Origin of the sequence: Hahella sp. KA22 (assembly GCF_004135205.1) — a bacterium.
Lineage (GTDB): Bacteria > Pseudomonadota > Gammaproteobacteria > Pseudomonadales > Oleiphilaceae > Hahella.
The window spans coordinates 6,568,353-6,584,656 of sequence record NZ_CP035490.1 but is presented as its reverse complement, the minus strand read 5'-3'; the positions used below and the strand labels follow the sequence as shown (position 1 = coordinate 6,584,656).

The window sequence follows — 16,304 nt, the reverse complement described above, 5'->3', positions numbered from 1 at the left end:
AGGTCCGTGTGTGAAGGTATTCCGACGGCGAAGGGGAGGCAAAGCTCTCAATAGCGGTTTCACCATGATCGAGATGATCATGGTGATGATCTTGCTCGGAATTCTGTCCGTCACGGCCATTAGTCTTTTCGCCACACGGGACGCATATTCGGCCCGTGTGGTCGCCGATCAAATCCTTTCTCAGGCGCGTTTGGCGGAGCAAGTCGCCATTGGCCGCCGCGCGGCAACCACCACCACTCTGACCCTGTCGCTGTCCGGCGCTGACTTTTCTGGCGTGGTGGCTCAGGGCGGCTATGTTTCGCAACGGGATGTCGACGCTTCCGGCGTCAGCATCAACTGGAGCCAGAGCGCCACCACCTCCTGTGCGGGAAGCGCTTTGCCGGCGACCATCACCTTTAATCAGGATGGCGACGTGATCAATCCTGCCTCCAGCGGAACAACCAACACGCTCATCTGCGTCAGCGGCGATACGGTTTACCCGATTTGCATCACCACCTTGGGGTACGCCTATGAAGGCTTTTGCGAATCCTGAGCGACAACGCGGCGTTACCCTGGTTGAGCTGGTGATCACCATTATCGTGATTGGCATTGCCTTGGTGGCGATCGTCACGGCCATGAGCGGCAGCATCGGTCGCAGCAGTGACGTACTGTTGCGCAATCGCACGATTCAATTGGCGCAGGCGTATCTGGATGAAATTCTCGGCAAACGTTATGACGAGGCGACCCCATCCGGCGGCGTGCCGCCAGTGACCAGTTGCAATATCGTCACCGAGGAGGGCAGTCGCGACGAGTATGACGATGTGGACGACTACGACGGCATCGTCAATGAAGCGCCGCGCTCGCAGACTGATGCGGATTTTAATAATTATCCCGGCTATCTGGTGAGCGTGTCTGTGACCTGCGCGGGGGCGGACATTGGTTTGTCGGCGTCGAACGCCAAGCTGGTGAGGGTGACGATAACGCCGCCTTCCGGTCCGGCGATGACCTTTTCCGCCTATCGGGCCAATTTTTGAGGCGTAGTATGAAGACAGGACGCTCCCACGGGTTTACATTGATTGAATTGGTGATGGTCATCGTCATCGTCAGCGTGCTGGCGGTGGGTGTGACTCGTTTTATCACCGCGACCGTGGGAGGTTATGTGGACACGGCGGAACGTCAGCAAATGGCGACGGCGGGGTTGATCGCAGCGGAAAAAATGTCGCGCGCGATCCGTTCTGCGCTGCCCAATTCGGTGCGGGTCGCTAGCGGTTGCATCGAGTTCATTCCGGTGATCGCCGGCACGGACTATGTCAGCGCTCCCATTTCCAGTCCCGCCGCCAGCATTGACGCAGTGGGCGCTCGTCTGGATAACGCGGTGATTGGACGAGCGGCTATTTATCCTATTGATCAGACTGAGCTGTACAACCCACAAAGTCCGGGGCCCAACTCTTTATCCGAGGCGCTGGCGCAACTGCCCACGGGTTCTGATAACGTCACAGTTACTTTGTCGGCGAATCACCAGTTTCCTACGGATTCTCCCGCACGCCGAATGTATCTGGTGGGAACGCCAGTGGCTTACTGCCAGTCAGGTACGGCGATTTATCGCTATGTGAATTATGGTTTCAACGCCACGCCGGACCTGCCTCCTTCCAGTGGCGCGGTGCGGGAAATGCTGATCAATCTGGTGGCGGCGGGCACGACGGATTTCAATTACACCCCGTCGTCTCTGGTGCGCAATGCGGTGGTGCAGATGAGCTTCCGGGTCTCCGATAGCGGTGAAAGCTTCGACATCCAGCAGGAGGTGAACATTCGCAATGTGCCCTGATCGTCGCCTCATCCATCCGATACGTCGCCAGCGGCAGGCGGGCCTGGGCTTGCCTGCGGCGCTGTTTGTCATCGTGATTCTGGGGTTATTGGTGGTGGCGATCACTGAGTTGGAGCGCTCTACGGCGGAAGGCGTGTCGATGGACATTCTCTCCACACGGGCTTTTTATGCGGCGGAAACCGGCGCACAGGCGGCGTTGGGTCGATTATTTCCGGCTGGCGGGACCGATAACAATTGTTCCGTGGGGTTTCCCGATTTAAATTTTACTGCAGATGGTTTGGCGGGATGTTCCGCGTCGGTGGTGTGCCTGACGGACTCCGCTGGCGGGGATGACTATTTCACCCTGCGCAGTACGGGAAGCTGTGGCGGCGGCGATGAAACGGCCTCACGCACCATTGAAGTGAGGGCGCACTGATGCTTCGGCGGCGCCAGACTCTGCTAACGTTCATGGCGTTGTTCTGCTTATGCGTCGCCAGCGCGCGTACGTATGCCGCCTATGTGGTGGAAACGGTGTCCGGCACGGCCTTTGACTCGACTTCGTCGACCGTCACCTGGAATCGGGACAGCTCATTGACCGGTTATCCGCGTGACGACGACTTCCAACTGGTGAATATTGGTTTTACGTTTTACCTGGGACAAACCGGCTACACCCAGGTGCGTATTCTCTCCAACGGCGCATTGCACTTCGGCGCCGACCAAGGATTTTATAAAGACTACACCAATGAAGCGCTGCCAATCGAAGGCGCTTGTACAGGTACTTGTCCGGGTTATGAAGAGCCCGCCGACAGGGCCATATTGGGCTATTGGGATGATCTGGAGCCCTCTCTGGGAGGCAGCGTCACATACAGTACCTTAGGCAGCGCCCCCAACCGGCGCTTTGTCGCATCCTGGAATGGAGTGCCTCGCTACAACGGGGCGGGCACCAGTTACTCCCTGCAAATCGTGCTATATGAAAACGGCAATGTGCTGTTCCGATACGGCAATGACAACGCCAATGGCGCCAGCGCGACCATCGGCATCGAGGTGGATAACTCCGACTATACCCAATACTCCTTTGACACGGTTTCCGTCAACGACGCCACAGATTTGCTATGGCGGCGGGAGTTTCCCGCCTTGTCCGCCGCGGCGGCCAGCTGTACGACGCCCAACCAGGTCACGGTGGATTTCGCCGCTCCGGTGTCGCCGGCGCGGGCGGTCGACGTATCCAATTACAGCCTGGACAACGGCGCGTCGGTCTTGAGCGCGTCTCTGGTGGACTCAGATACGGTGCTGCTCACCACCAGTTCGTTGAGCTTGGGCGTTACCTATACGCTGCAAACCACCTATCCCACTCAGAGCCTGTCCTTTAGTCTGGACGATCCCACCAGCGCAGATTTTAGCGACGATTTTAGCTCCGGCGGCTACAGCGGCGGCTCTGGAGCCTGGAGCGGCAGCTGGCAGGAAGTGGATGACAACGGCAGCGCCAGTTCTGGCTTTGTTCGGGTTAGCGGAGGCGCAGCCCGCTTTAATGGTTACTTCAGCTTCGGCTATCCCGGGTTATACCGGGAAGTGGATCTTTCGTCCTATTCGTCAGCGACGCTGACCTACAGTTACAGCACCACCAACAATCTGGAAGGTTCGGACAGCTTTGGCGTGGAGGTTTCCGCCAACGGCGGCTCCAGTTATACGGTGGTGGCGTCCTATTCCAATGAGGCGAGCGGAACCGCGACGATTGATCTGACGCCTTATCTTTCCGCCAATACCCGCATTCGCTTCCGCATCAGCAGTAATTACAACAACTACGATGAGTTCATGTACATCGATAACGTGACCATCGCCGCCCGTGGGGCGCCCAGTGCGTGCGGATTTTCCGCCATCGCCATCTGGCGCATGGAAGATGAGGTCTGGAACGGCTCCGCCGGCGAAGTCAGTGACGCCAGCGGCAACAACCTGAGCGGCCGCGCCTATAACGGCGCGCAGACATTGGATGCAGCCCCGGCGATCGCCAGTGATCCCGGCACCTGCGCCTACGCTGAATTTGACGGCAGCTCGCAGTATATCGAAATCGCCGATAACAACCTGCTGGACATCACCGATAACCTGACTGTTAGCGCCTGGGTATACCCCACGCAGATCCCCACATCGGAACTGAAAACCATTCTTTCCAAAGATGAAAACTACGAGTTCCATATCGATAGTTCCGGTGAGATCTACTGGTGGTGGAACGACAGCAGCGGAACGTCGCGTTCGATCACCACCAGCGGCGCCAATATGGTCGCCAACGCCTGGCGTCATGTGGTCATCACTTATGAAAGCGGAGCGCAAAGAGTCTATGTGGATGGTGTGGTGCGCGGCTCCTCTTCCTATACCGGGACGTTGTTGACCAACTCCGATCCGCTGCAGATCGGACAGGACCAGGGCTACTCCGTGCGCTACTTCAGCGGGCGTATCGACGAAGTGCAGATATACAACAAGACGTTGTCCGCAACAGACGTTGGTGATCTTTATGTCGAAACACACCCCTGTGAGGGCAGCGGCGCCTGTCTCGGAACATTCCCGGACGCCATCTCCAGTCACTCCACTGGAACCATCAGCTTTGGCTATAACTCTCAGGTGATCGACAGCCCCGATAACATTCTGGAAGCAGGAACCGTATCGGTGACCGGCAGCTCCTCGGTGTTGAGTTGCACCTCCACCACCTGTGTGGCTTCCGGTGGCGCTGTGGATGCGCTGAATCCGGGAACCTTTCCCGACACCAGCGTCTATGTGACGGACTTGAGTGTGAGCGGGGCGGGCACGCTGGGCGGCGCCACTAATCAATATCGTACGGTCTCCGTCAGCGACGCTTCGGTCATGAACGTATCGAGCGCTTATTCCGAGTACTTTATCAATCAATTGAGCATTGGCTATCAGGGCAAGGTTAACCTGCAACCGGGCGACTACTGGATTAACCAGCTTACGTTAGGCAGTGAAGTGGAAATCAATGTGACGGGATCGGGGACGGCGCGCCTTTTCGTCAATCAGTCCTTGTCAATTGGTTACCAGGACTATCTGAACGCCCCCGGCGGCTCACCTTCCAACGCCAGCCGATTGTTGCTGTACGCCTATGGCAATGTGATATTCAGCTCCGCAGTGACATTTTCCGGCGTGCTCTATAGCGCTGGAGATGTGAGTCTGGGTTATCAGAACAAGATCTACGGCGCGATCACGGCGGAGGATGTAAGCAGCAACAGTGACGTCGACGTCACTTACAATTCCGGCAGTGTGTCTGCGTTGGATTATGGCGCACTTTGCAGCGTTGGCGCCTTGAATCGTTTTATCATCACCACCGGCTCCACCGCCAGCACCTGTCTTCCGCATACTGTGCGCATCGAAGCCCAGGATTCCAGCGGCGCCACCTTATCGACCTATGCCGGTACGGTGGCGTTGAGCACCTCTCGCTCTCGCGGAGTCTGGGCGGTGCAGACCGGCGCGGGAACCTTGTCGCCTGATCCCGATAGCAGCGACGATGGCGCTGCCGCCTACACATTCTCTGCGGCGGACGCCGGTGTGGCGGAACTTACCCTCAGCAATAATCTGGCGGAGTCGCTGACCCTGTCGGCAACGGATACAGACGCCTCCATCAGCGGCGTGGGCGGCCCTATCCAGTTCCTCGACAATATTCTGTATATCGAGGAGAACGACAGCCTCGATTACGACCTGATTGCGGGACGTCGCCATAATTTCAAAGTCTCCCTGATCGCCAAGGACCCCGGCGCCGCCGGTAGTTGTGGGCCGGTGGAGGAATACGATGGGGGCGTCAACCTGAAGGCCTGGCTGACGCGCAGTAGCGCTGATCCGGCGGGCGTAGCGCCGCAGATAGTGGGCAATAGCACTGCAACGCTCCCTGACAGTCAGCCTGCCAGCGCTAATCTCAATCTCAGTTTCACCAGTGGCGAAGCGACCTTTGCCTGGGATACGTCCGATGTGGGCGCTTATGTGTTGAACCTGCGGGATGACAGCAGCGGACTGATTCTGGATGAGTCGGATAATCCTCTGACCATCGCCAGCGACAACGCCTCTGCGCCCTGGATTGTCAGGCCGTTCGTCATTCGGGTTGATGCGGTGGGCAATCCCGCCGCCACTGGGCCCAGTGGCGGGGCATATCGTAAAGCCGGGGCGGACTTTACCCTGAATGTGGGCGGCCTGCTGTATCAGACAGCGGATGACCTGGATGGCGATGGACAGGCGGACGCTGGCGCGGACTTGTCCGGCAATGGCCTGGCGCCTGCCTTTGGCAATGAAGGGGAGACGGTGCAGCTGTCCGTATCGAGTATTGCGCCGGCGCCCAATGGCGCATTATCTGGAGACTTGAGTCTGCCGGGAGGCTCGACCTTATTCAGTGGCGGCCAGGCCAGCGGCGTCTATCAGTTCAGCGAAGTAGGCGTGATAAATCTGAGCGCCGTTATCGACGACAGTAACTATCTGGGCGCCGGCTCCGCCAGAACCGCGAAAATCAGCGGCGCCAGCGGCGATATCGGACGCTTTTACCCCGCCTATCTGGCGGTATCCGCCAACACGCCCACATTTACGCCACCCTGGGCTTGCGCGTTCACCTATCAGGATCAGAGTTTCCCTTATGACGTGAGTCCGGTGTTGACCCTGGTTGGTAAAAACGTTGCGGGGGCCACGACACTGAACTATGACGCGGCCTACTTTAAATTCAGCAACACGTTGCAAAGCAATAGAAGCTACAGCGACGCCAGCGGGCGCAGTTCGATACTCAGCTTCGATAGCAGCGGCGCGTCGCTGTCCTTGAGCACCGGCGCGGCTTATGACGGCTCTGGAACCCTGTCCCTGTCAGGCGATGTGTTTACTTATCAGAAAACCAACTCACCGCCCTTGGCGGACGACGATCCTTTCGCCGCCAATGTGAATCTTACTTTCGCTGCAACGGACCTGCAGGACAGCGATGGCGCCTGTTACAAAACCAGTGACGCGGACGCCTGCCTGGACTTCGCCATCACTGGCATCGCCGGAACCGAAATCCGTTATGGCCGCCTGCGCATGGAAAACGCCTATGGGCCGGAAACATCCAGCCTGGAACTGCCCATGTACATCGAACATTGGAACGGCGCCCGTTTCGTCGAGAACGCCTCAGACAGCTGCACTAGCTACAGCAGCAGTCCCGCAACCCTGGCGATGAGTAGTTACAGCGGCAATCTCAACTCCGGCGAAACCCGGGCGGAAGTGGCCGGTAACCCCGGCGCCGGCGGCGCCTTCGCCTCAGCTGTATACCCTGATGGACAGGAGGTTTACCTGACCAGTCCCGGCATCGGCAACGAAGGGACTGTAGGCCTGCGCTACAACACCGATCTATGGCTCCGCTTCGACTGGGATGGCGACAACAGCCTCGACAACCCCTCCGCCACCGCCACCTTCGGGCAATACCGGGGCCACGACCGCATCATCTACTGGCGGGAAGTAACCCAGTAAAGAAAAAAACCGTCCCAACCCGTTTTTACTCTCCACCGTTCGTCCTGAGCCTGTCGAAGGACTTCCCAGAACGCCAGACCTACTTCAGTGGGGTAACCATTGATACGTCTGTAGTGCATAACGCCCTTCGACAAGCTCAGGGCGAACGGGGTGCATGTTATCAGTGCCCGATTCGCTGGTGTTTCTTGGTTGGTATGGAATGTGTGTTTGACGAGGAGGGATTCGGAGGGGATTCGCGTGCTACGGTTAACTCACCATTAATGCATGTTCGAACAATAATAGACCACCGCCCCTAAATTTCCCCCGTTCGTCCTGAGCCTGTCGAAGGACTTCCCAGAGCGCCAAACCTAGCTACTGGTTTCTTCAGTAAATTTTAGCCTGGGTTAACCATTGATACGTCTGTATTGCATAGCGCCCTTCGACAGGCTCAGGGCGAACGGAGTAGGAGGGGTAGTGCTCTCTGGCGTTCTCGGTTGGTTTTAATCGAGCGGGTTGAGGTGTAGGGGGAATTCAAAGCAAAGGCGGCGGGCCTTGATTGGCCGCCGCCATGTCGGTATCGAGACAGGGCTCAGTCCGCCGGGACGCAGCGGGCGGCGGCCCAGGCGCGCAGGGCCAGCATGTCTTCCGCCATTACGACGGAGAGAGGTTGGGTATTGCTGATTTCCTCCAGCACCAGTTCTGTGGTCAGCGGCTGTCCCAGGGCGGCGGCGGAGTAGAGGGCGGATACCACCGCTTGCTCGATTTCCGCGCCGGTGAAGCCATCGGTGGACTCCGCCAGCAACTTCGCGTCGAAGTTGGCGGGGGAGAGTCCGCGTTTTTGTAAATGAATGTCGAAAATAATCTGACGTACATCCAGGGTGGGCAGGTCTACGAAGAAGATCTCGTCAATACGGCCCTTGCGCATCAGCTCCGGCGGCAGCGATTTGATATTGTTGGCCGTGGCGACCAGGAAGACCGGATGTTTGTTCTCCGACATCCAGGTAAGCAACGTGCCAAGCACCCGCTTGGAGACGCCCTGGTCGTTGCCGTCCTGTCCCAGGCCTTTTTCGATCTCATCAATCCACAGCACGCAGGGCGACATCAACTCCGCCAGCTGCAGCGCTTCGCGCATATTTCTTTCGGTTTCACCGAAGAATTTGTTGTACAGCGCGCCCATGTCCATGCGCAACAGCGGTAGGCCCCACATTCCTGCGACGGCTTTGGCGGCGAGACTCTTACCGCCGCCCTGCACGCCCAGCAGCATAATGCCCTTGGGCGGGTCCAGTTGCGCTTCCGATTTACCTTCGACGAAAGCGACCCGGCGTTGCTGCAACCATTTCTTCAGCGACTCCAGTCCCCCCACATCGGTGAATTTGGCAGTGTCGTATTCAAAACTCAACACGCCTTCCATTTCCATCAGCTCGAACTTGGCCCGATTGACTTCAGGAATGTCCGACTGCGTGATGGCGCCATCATCGAAGATGGCGCCGCGAGCCAGCCGCCGGGCTTCTTCGAAGGTGACGCCGGACATATTGCGCACCAGCTGCTGCAGGGTTTTGTTGTCGGTTTTCACCTTCTCGCCATAATGCTGCTGCGACCAGCGGGCGGCCTCTTCACGCACGATATTGATCAACTGGTCGGCGTTGGGCAGCCGCATCTTGAAGTTGGCGCTCAGATGTTTGAGTTCCCCCGGAATCTCCAGAGAGTGACTCAGCAGGATCACTGTGTGCCCATTGTTGCGATGGGTGAGGGCGATGTCCTTGAGCAGACGGATATGTTTAGGCTCATCGTCCAGGAATGGGTGGTAATCGCAAAGAACAAAGATACTGGCGGTATGGCTGCGCTTGATGTGCTCCAGAATCTTTTCTGGATCTTTCAGCTTATCCTCCTGTTCCAGATCAAAGCCGAAACCCATCCGCTTCAGGCCGTCCGTGACGGTCCAGGCGAACAGCGGCAGGCTTTTCTTGATCGCCAGACGGGTGACGGTGTCCAGCACCCGGGTCTCCTCATGGCTTTGAATCACTATCAGGGGGATTCGGGAATCAATCATCAGTCCCAGGTCATGTACTTCGGGCATAGGCGCCTCTGCTCTCTGCGGTATCGTCAAGGTTGTGTTTATCCTGAAAGCAAGATTACCATAGCCCCAGCCTCGGCATGAACCGCCGCGCGCAGCCAGTTCAGTAAACGCACGGAAACAGTCACGTATAAGGCTCTCCAATGGGAAGCCGTAGAAGGATACGCATTCATGTCCGCCCGCCACCCCATTATCGCTCTGACCGGATCTTCCGGCGCCGGCACTACTACCGCCAGCCGCACCATGCAAAAGATCTTCGTGGAAGAGGGCGTGAATGTCGCTATTGTGGAAGGCGACAGCTTTCATCGCTATACCCGCGAGCAGATGGCGGAGCTGGCCCAGCAGGGGCGCTATGGTCAGTGGAATCACTTTTCTCTGGCCGCCAACCATATCGATAAACTGGAAGAGCTGTTCTGCGATTACGGTCAGAACGGCCAGGGTCGCTTTCGTCATTATATTCATGACGACGATATGGACCTGATCCGGGGCGGTGGCGCGCCAGGCACGTTTACTCCCTGGCAATCGTTGCCCAAGCAGACGGACTGTCTGTTTTATGAAGGACTGCATGGGGGCGTCAGCACTGACGATTACGATATCGCCAGCCATGTGGACTTACTGATCGGCGTGACGCCGATTGTTAATCTGGAGTGGATTCAGAAGATTCACCGCGACACTCATGACCGCGGTTATAGCCAGGAAGCGGTGGTGGCGACGATTCTCAATCGTATGGAGGACTATGTGCGTTGCATCGTGCCGCAGTTCTCTCAGACCCATATCAATTTCCAGCGGGTGCCGACGGTGGATACATCCAATCCTTTCATCATGCGGGAGATTCCCAGTCATGATGAAAGTTTTGTGGTGATCCGTTTCCGCAATCCCCGGGAAGTGGACTTTCCTTATCTGATCAACATGATCGCCAACGCCTTCGCGTCCCGTCACGATACCCTGGTGGTGCCCGGCAACAAGCTGGCGCTGGCCATCGACCTGATTATCCGGCCCATGGTGCTGGAGATGATTGAGCGCAGTCGGACGTAGCCCTGAAAAGCGCTCCAGGGCTGACGCGCTCTTAGCGAAACTTCCCGAGAAAGCGGACGACTACGGCGATAATCACGCCGCTGAAATAGCCGAGCAGGTGGGCCTGTTCCGCTACGGGGCCGCCAATCAGGCGCGCTATCTGGCCTTCATCGTAGTAGGGCGTTTGTTCCCAGATAATCTTGGCGGTGACGCCGACGAACAGCGCGATTAATACCCAGCGCGGAAAGCGCCCGCCCGCCAGTACGCCGAGCACAAGCAGTCCGTGTAATACGCCGGATAGACCGACATAGGTGCGGGTGGTCTTGTAAAACAGCAATAATCCGATGGATATCAAAAGACTCAGCAGTCCCAGATAGAGAGGAAAACGCCAGTTTTTGAAATTGTGGTCGAAAGAGTCGTAAATCAGATAGGCCGCAACAGCGTTCAGGGCCAGATGAATCCAGCTCAGATGTACGAAATGGCCGCTGATCAGACGCCAATAATCGCCGCTCATGATCTCCGGGCGATTGAAATTGAGCAGGTAGCCGTACCAGTGAGAGATGACTTGCATTAAAACAAGAAGGGCTGCGAAAAGCAGCCCAATCTTGTTCAACGTCAGGGATAAAGATACGCGATTACTCATTTATGCCTGTTCCGTCGAACTTACGCCTGTCCTGATTGAATGAATCAGTAAGGCATATTGCGGGAATAGAAAATCTCCAGCATTTCCTTTTGCAGACGTTCCCTGATGTTGGAGGCTTCGTTGGCGTTCAGTTCGCTGACGCCGGTTCCGAACAGATAATTATCCAGGTTAAATTCCTTCAGAATCATCTTGGTATGGAACAGGTTCTCCTGATACACGTTCACGTCAATCATCTGATAGGCTTCCTGAGTGTCTTCACTGAGGAAGTTCTGAATCGAGTTGATGTCGTGATCGATGTACAGCTTGGCGCCGTCGATGTCACGGGTGAAACCGCGTACGCGGTAGTCGACGGTGACAATGTCGGAATCGAAGCTGTGAATCAGGTAGTTCAGCGCCTTCAACGGAGAGATCAGACCGCAGGTGGACACGTCAATGTCCGCGCGGAATGTGCTGATGCCGTTGTCGGGGTGGCTTTCCGGATAGGTGTGCACGGTCACATGGCTTTTATCCAGGTGAGCAACCACTGCGTCGGGGAGCGGTCCGGGCGATTCTTCGCTGGAGTCCGCTGGCGGAGGCACTTCGTGTTCGGCGATCAGCATGGTGACGCTGGCGCCGTGTGGATCATAATCCTGCCTGGATACGTTTAGAATGTGGGCTCCGATAATTTCCACAACGTCGGTCAGAATTTGTGTGAGGCGCTCGGCATTATATTGCTCATCGATATAAGCAATATATTCCTGTCGGTGTTTCTCCGATTGCGCGTAGCAAATGTCGTAAATATTGAAACTTAGCGATTTCGTCAGATTGTTGAAACCGTGGAGTTTGAGCTTTTCAGACATCTCAGACCCTCAGTAGATTTGCTGTTCAACACATCGCCGGAAGATCCGGCGCCTACATTCACACAGTGTTCAGACCTGCTCTTCAGACAATCCGGCGAAACCGGAGAATGCGCCGGACGACTGCCCGGAAAAGAGGTCCCGGACGGCATTTGTCCCGGCTGCGGAAAAGCCGCATATTATGCAGGCTAAGATAGCCGTTGGATAGTGCAATTTAATGTCGCGTTTATGAGTTTTTCTTATCAAAACCCGAGCGGGCGATTATCAACTTCATTAAACGGGCGGCGTATTGCGCCCGTATAAAGAGTAATCGATGGTGACAGTGTAAATATTTGAGGAAGGTGGGGTTTTATTAAAGTGGCAATGATATTGGCATGTTAATCATCAGGCGCATGGACGCGCCTGCGCGGCGTTAAGCCGCGGGAGACAGGGCCTGACATGTGCAGGCCCTGTCGTTGCAGACAAATAGAAGGAAGCTATTTGTCTGCCTGATTAATAATAAACCGTTTACTGGGCGTCCTCAGGGGCGCGAATTTCAAAGTCGTGGGTGATTTCCACGCCGCCTTTCTCCAGCATGATGGAGGCTGAACAGTATTTCTCGGCGGACAGGTCCACAGCGCGTTTCACCACTGGATCGCGCAGATCCCGACCGGTGACGACGAAATGGATATGAATCTTGGTGAAGACCGCAGGAACGGCGTCGGCGCGCTCGGCCGTGATTTCCGCTACACAGTTGGTAACGTCGGCGCGGGCTTTGGTCAGAATGCTCATGACGTCAAAAGAAGTGCAGCCGCCAAGTCCCAGCAACAACATTTCCATCGGGCGCGGGCCTTGATTCTGACCGCCGTGATCGGGAGGGCCGTCCATCACCACGTCATGGCCGGAGCCGGTCGTTCCAATGAATTTGGCGTCGCCGCCCCAGGTAATGGTCGCTTTCATCTCATACTCCCACTGGATTTTCTGACTCGCTATAGCCGCAACTGGGCGGGGCGGTCAGAGTAGCATAACTCCTTGTCGTGGAAAATATTTCACAAAAGATGGTCTATACTTGTGGGTAGTAGTAACCCGCAGTAAACGCCTGCAGGCGGATATTTACGCCTGAGCGTCGCATGACGGTGAAACGCAATCACCGGCGTCCGGCAAACTGAAATGTTGAAATAACCGAAATATGTTGAAATAAAAGATGGCCGGCGGACGAGATATTCACACTTATGTGATGCAGGCCGCATTGACGCCCCATGACCTGCGTCAGGCGCAGGGGGAAGGGCGGGGCGTCTCTTGCCTAAAGTGATTATTCGTGCTTAATTTAAGGAACATCTTGATAATTAAGCGGTTGCGGCCAAGCGCCGATCGGCTTCGGAGCGACTCCAAAGCGCCGGATACCGGAGTCGAAACGCCTGTGATGGTTATTAAACAATTAGAAAAACGTTATACCGAACTCAGCGAAACATCCAAGGCGGATAAGTTTCTGCGCCTAAGGTAATGAATGGGACATTAACATGGTCACGATTGCTAAACCGGTCGAGCATAAAACCAAACATCTGGATTATTTCCTGTCGCAGTGCCATCGTCGCCGCTATCCCAGCAAAAGCACCATTATTTATGCTGGCGATAAGAGCGATTCACTGTTTTACATCGTCAAAGGGTCCGTGACGGTCATCATCGAAGACGACGACGGTCGTGAAATGATCATGGCGTATCTGAACGCCGGAGACTTTTTTGGCGAGATGGGATTGTTCGATCAGGATCAAATGGGCTCCCGCAGCGCCTGGGTCAAAGCCAAGACCGAGTGCGAAGTGGCGGAGATCAGCTACACGAAGTTTCGTGAAATCGCTCAAGAAGACCCCCGCGTACTGTATTTCATCGGCGAGCAAATGGCCTCGCGCTTGCGCCAGACCACTCGGAAAGTGGGAGATCTCGCGTTTCTCGACGTGACGGGCCGGGTCGCGCGCACCCTGCTTGATCTGTGTAAGGAACCTGACGCGATGACGCACCCGGACGGGATGCAAATCAAAATCACCCGTCAGGAAATCGGTCGCATCGTGGGCTGTTCCCGGGAAATGGTTGGCCGCGTGCTGAAGGCGCTGGAGGATCAGGGGCTGGTGCAGGTCAAAGGGAAAACCATGGTGGTGTACGGCACCCGGTAACTCTCTTCAGACAAGTGGAACCTCAAAAAACGGCGCAATGCGCCGTTTTTTTTCGCTTAACCTTTTCTCTAGCACGCCTTTGTGAGGCGGGTTGAGAAGCGTAAACCCAAGAGTCCCAGCAATAGAAGAACCAGTGCGGGGGGCTCAGGAACATTGCGAGGATCGTCTGGACCGGGGACGTCAAAGATAATGTCGTCGAAGCCTATGCCCGCCGGATCGGTGTTATAGATAGAAATCCCGGCGATATCCTGAAGCCCGCCTTCCCGGGCGAAGCCGAAATAGTCTGTGCCCAGGCTGGTGGGCATGATGGTGTCCAAGAGCGAACCATCGCGAGCCCAGAACTCAAATACGGCTGATCCGAGGTTGCCGCCCACCGACTGGAATCCGAATTCGGACTGGTCGTTGTCGAACAGAATGGCGACAGCGCCTTCGCCGATGGCGTCGAAATTTGGCCATCCCAGATGTCCGAGACCGGTGAGAACATTACCGTCGCCGCCATAGGTGAAGACGTTGAGGTTACGGCCGGCGGCTCCGACAGATAAGGTCAACGCCCCGCCTGTTGGCGTGCCGCTGAGAATATCCGAATTGCCGCTGGTGGAAAGTGTTTGACCGTCAAACTTTTCGGCGAACGACGCGCCGACCAAGTCAATGACGCCATCGTAATTCGTTCCTGGCGCTGCGCCGCCTGCAACGGATTCAAAATCAATGAGGACATTGCCGGAAAGGCTGAAATAATCCACCTGATTGATCATCGCCGCGTGGGTTACGGTCGCCGATAGGAATAGCACGGAGGTCGCCGCATAGGCTTTGAGGTTGGTTTTCATTGTCACTGCACTCCCTAATAAAACAGATGCCTGCAAAGGCATTTATTAATAGAGCGGTGTAAGGCGTTGACGCGGAGGGGCCAACGAAAGTCGTTATATTTGTTGATGCAAACAAGCACGGCGCGCTTGCCTGACAAATAGTAAGTATAGGCGCTCTACAGCGGAGAGGTTAAAAAATGTGCTAAGTTTTTCGGAGGTAGACGGCAGTTGCCTGTCTGAAAGGGAGTTATTTTGTGAGCCTGTCAGTTACAGGCGGCCTCTCTTGGCGCTGCGTCAACGAAACCGGCGTTCCCTTGCCGGTGGAGTGGGAATTCAGCAATGCTCAATTTCTCCAGAAGGGTTTGTTGGCTTCTTGCCGGCGATCCTCTTCGGTAATTCCCAGATCTCTGAGCAGGTGGTCATTCAAGCTGGCAAGTTCGCGACGGGTTCTGGCCTGCTTTCTCCATTGCTGTGTTAAATTTTTCAGTCTTGTTAGGAAATCTAATGACTCTGCTTGCTGTGCGTTCTGTGCTAATCTGATTGCGGTTTTCATATCTGGCCTCCTTTGTTTTGGAAATAGTACGGCGGCTAGACTTGGCGTTAAAACGATATGTCCTAATTCATGGATTAGTAAAACTTATGAGTAGGTTGGTTCATCAGTTGAAGTCCCTGTGGGTGTTGGATGTGGTGTTGCGCACGGGCTCATTCACTGCGGCGGCGGAAAGACTGAATGTGACTCAGTCGGCGGTCAGTCAGCATGTTAAAGCGCTGGAGGAGGAGTTCGGTCCCTTGTTTGAGCGCGGCGCGAGGAGTCTGGCGCCTACGCAGACGGCGCTGCGATTAGGTCCGCACCTGCGCAAGGGTTTCGATCACCTGGAGGAGGGCGTAGAGGCGATTCGCCGCTGCTGCAACCAGATTACCGTCAGCGTATTGCCGTCTTTCGCCAGCGCCTGGCTGATTCCCCGATTGCATAAATTCAACGCTGAGTTTCCCGACATTGATATCCGCATCACCATGTCCAATGACGTTGTGGACTTTCGTGACGCAGATGTGGACGCAGGCATACGTTTCAGCTCCCGCACCTTTCCCGAACTGATCGTGAAAGACCTGGCGGGAGAGGAAATCTTTCTCGCCGCGAGCCCGGAGCTGGCCAAAGGTATTGGTAGTGACCTTCGCGTACTGAAAGATCATGTACTGGTGGATTCAGATGCGCCGGACAGCTTCAACTGGAGCGCCTGGAAGAAAGCGGCGGGACACCCGGAGCTGGAGCCACGTCGCCGTATTATCATCTCTGACTCCAGTCAGGTGATTCGCCTTGCCCTGGCGGGGCAGGCGGTCGCACTAGTGCGCAGGATACTGGTGCAGGAAGAGCTGAGTGCGGGACGTTTGGTAAAGCTGTTCGATTTTAGTTTGCAGATAGATCAGCGCTATTTGCTGGTCATGCCTACGCGCTCCCGCGGTAATGCGGCGTTAAGGCATTTCACCCAGTGGCTGCAACAGGAGATTGAAGCGGCGTCAGCGCCGCAGCAAGGCGGCGCGTAGCAGATAAG

14 protein-coding genes are annotated in these 16,304 nt (G+C 56.0%); 8 read left to right on the top strand and 6 right to left on the bottom strand.

The window, feature by feature from the left end:
- Positions 1 to 10 precede the first annotated feature (10 nt).
- From EUZ85_RS29085 to EUZ85_RS29065, 5 genes are read left to right on the top strand one after another with little or no spacing between them, the layout of a single operon-like run.
- The gene (locus EUZ85_RS29085; protein WP_127973609.1) at positions 11 to 532 is read left to right on the top strand and encodes a Tfp pilus assembly protein FimT/FimU; all 522 of its coding nucleotides are present in this window, start codon (positions 11 to 13) and stop codon (positions 530 to 532) included.
- Positions 510 to 1,013, top strand: coding sequence for a prepilin-type N-terminal cleavage/methylation domain-containing protein (locus EUZ85_RS29080; RefSeq protein WP_127973608.1), 504 nt, complete (start codon positions 510 to 512; stop codon positions 1,011 to 1,013). Before EUZ85_RS29085 ends, EUZ85_RS29080 begins: the two co-directional genes overlap by 23 nt.
- Positions 1,014 to 1,021: 8 nt before the next feature.
- Entirely contained in the window at positions 1,022 to 1,804 is a 783-nt protein-coding gene (locus EUZ85_RS29075) for a type II secretion system protein J (RefSeq protein ID WP_127973607.1), read from the top strand.
- The gene (locus tag EUZ85_RS29070) at positions 1,794 to 2,219 is read left to right on the top strand and encodes a hypothetical protein (RefSeq protein WP_127973606.1); all 426 of its coding nucleotides are present in this window, start codon (positions 1,794 to 1,796) and stop codon (positions 2,217 to 2,219) included. The genes EUZ85_RS29075 and EUZ85_RS29070 overlap by 11 nt, the downstream gene beginning before the upstream one ends.
- Complete coding sequence (locus tag EUZ85_RS29065) at positions 2,219 to 7,258, top strand: LamG domain-containing protein (RefSeq protein ID WP_127973605.1); 5,040 nt, start codon at positions 2,219 to 2,221, stop codon at positions 7,256 to 7,258. The genes EUZ85_RS29070 and EUZ85_RS29065 overlap by 1 nt, the downstream gene beginning before the upstream one ends.
- A 568-nt stretch (positions 7,259 to 7,826) precedes the next feature.
- Here the strand turns inward: EUZ85_RS29065 and EUZ85_RS29060 are convergent.
- Positions 7,827 to 9,314, bottom strand: a complete 1,488-nt coding sequence (locus EUZ85_RS29060) for an AAA family ATPase (protein WP_127973604.1) — start codon at positions 9,312 to 9,314, stop codon at positions 7,827 to 7,829.
- Between the two features lie 168 nt (positions 9,315 to 9,482).
- Here EUZ85_RS29060 and EUZ85_RS29055 point away from each other — a divergent pair, with 168 nt between their 5' ends.
- Positions 9,483 to 10,346 (top strand): phosphoribulokinase, encoded by an 864-nt coding sequence (locus EUZ85_RS29055; protein WP_127973603.1) that lies wholly within the window; start codon positions 9,483 to 9,485, stop codon positions 10,344 to 10,346.
- A 31-nt stretch (positions 10,347 to 10,377) separates the two neighbouring features.
- On the opposite strand, the gene rrtA is transcribed toward EUZ85_RS29055, so the two are convergent.
- From rrtA to EUZ85_RS29040, 3 genes are all read right to left on the bottom strand, one after another.
- Positions 10,378 to 10,968: a rhombosortase gene (gene rrtA / locus EUZ85_RS29050; RefSeq protein WP_127973602.1), complete on the bottom strand. Its 591-nt coding sequence runs from the start codon at positions 10,966 to 10,968 to the stop codon at positions 10,378 to 10,380.
- Between the two features lie 44 nt (positions 10,969 to 11,012).
- Positions 11,013 to 11,807 carry an adenosylmethionine decarboxylase gene (gene speD / locus EUZ85_RS29045; protein ID WP_127973601.1) on the bottom strand — a complete coding sequence of 265 codons (795 nt, stop codon included), beginning with the start codon at positions 11,805 to 11,807 and terminating at the stop codon, positions 11,013 to 11,015.
- Positions 11,808 to 12,311: 504 nt separating this feature from the next.
- Entirely contained in the window at positions 12,312 to 12,743 is a 432-nt protein-coding gene (locus tag EUZ85_RS29040; RefSeq protein ID WP_127973600.1) for an OsmC family protein, read from the bottom strand.
- 560 nt (positions 12,744 to 13,303) lie between these two features.
- Here EUZ85_RS29040 and crp point away from each other — a divergent pair.
- The gene (gene crp / locus EUZ85_RS29035; protein ID WP_011399839.1) at positions 13,304 to 13,951 is read left to right on the top strand and encodes a cAMP-activated global transcriptional regulator CRP; all 648 of its coding nucleotides are present in this window, start codon (positions 13,304 to 13,306) and stop codon (positions 13,949 to 13,951) included.
- Between the two features lie 68 nt (positions 13,952 to 14,019).
- Here the strand turns inward: crp and EUZ85_RS29030 are convergent, their stop codons facing one another.
- Positions 14,020 to 14,775 (bottom strand): hypothetical protein, encoded by a 756-nt coding sequence (locus tag EUZ85_RS29030; protein WP_127973599.1) that lies wholly within the window; start codon positions 14,773 to 14,775, stop codon positions 14,020 to 14,022.
- 322 nt (positions 14,776 to 15,097) lie between these two features.
- Positions 15,098 to 15,307 (bottom strand): DUF1127 domain-containing protein, encoded by a 210-nt coding sequence (locus EUZ85_RS29025; protein WP_127973598.1) that lies wholly within the window; start codon positions 15,305 to 15,307, stop codon positions 15,098 to 15,100.
- A gap of 86 nt (positions 15,308 to 15,393) precedes the next feature.
- Between EUZ85_RS29025 and EUZ85_RS29020 the strand changes: the two genes are divergently transcribed.
- A complete protein-coding gene (locus EUZ85_RS29020) occupies positions 15,394 to 16,296 on the top strand; it encodes a LysR substrate-binding domain-containing protein (protein ID WP_241566888.1) in 903 nt (300 codons plus the stop codon).
- The last annotated feature ends 8 nt before the right edge of the window (positions 16,297 to 16,304 follow it).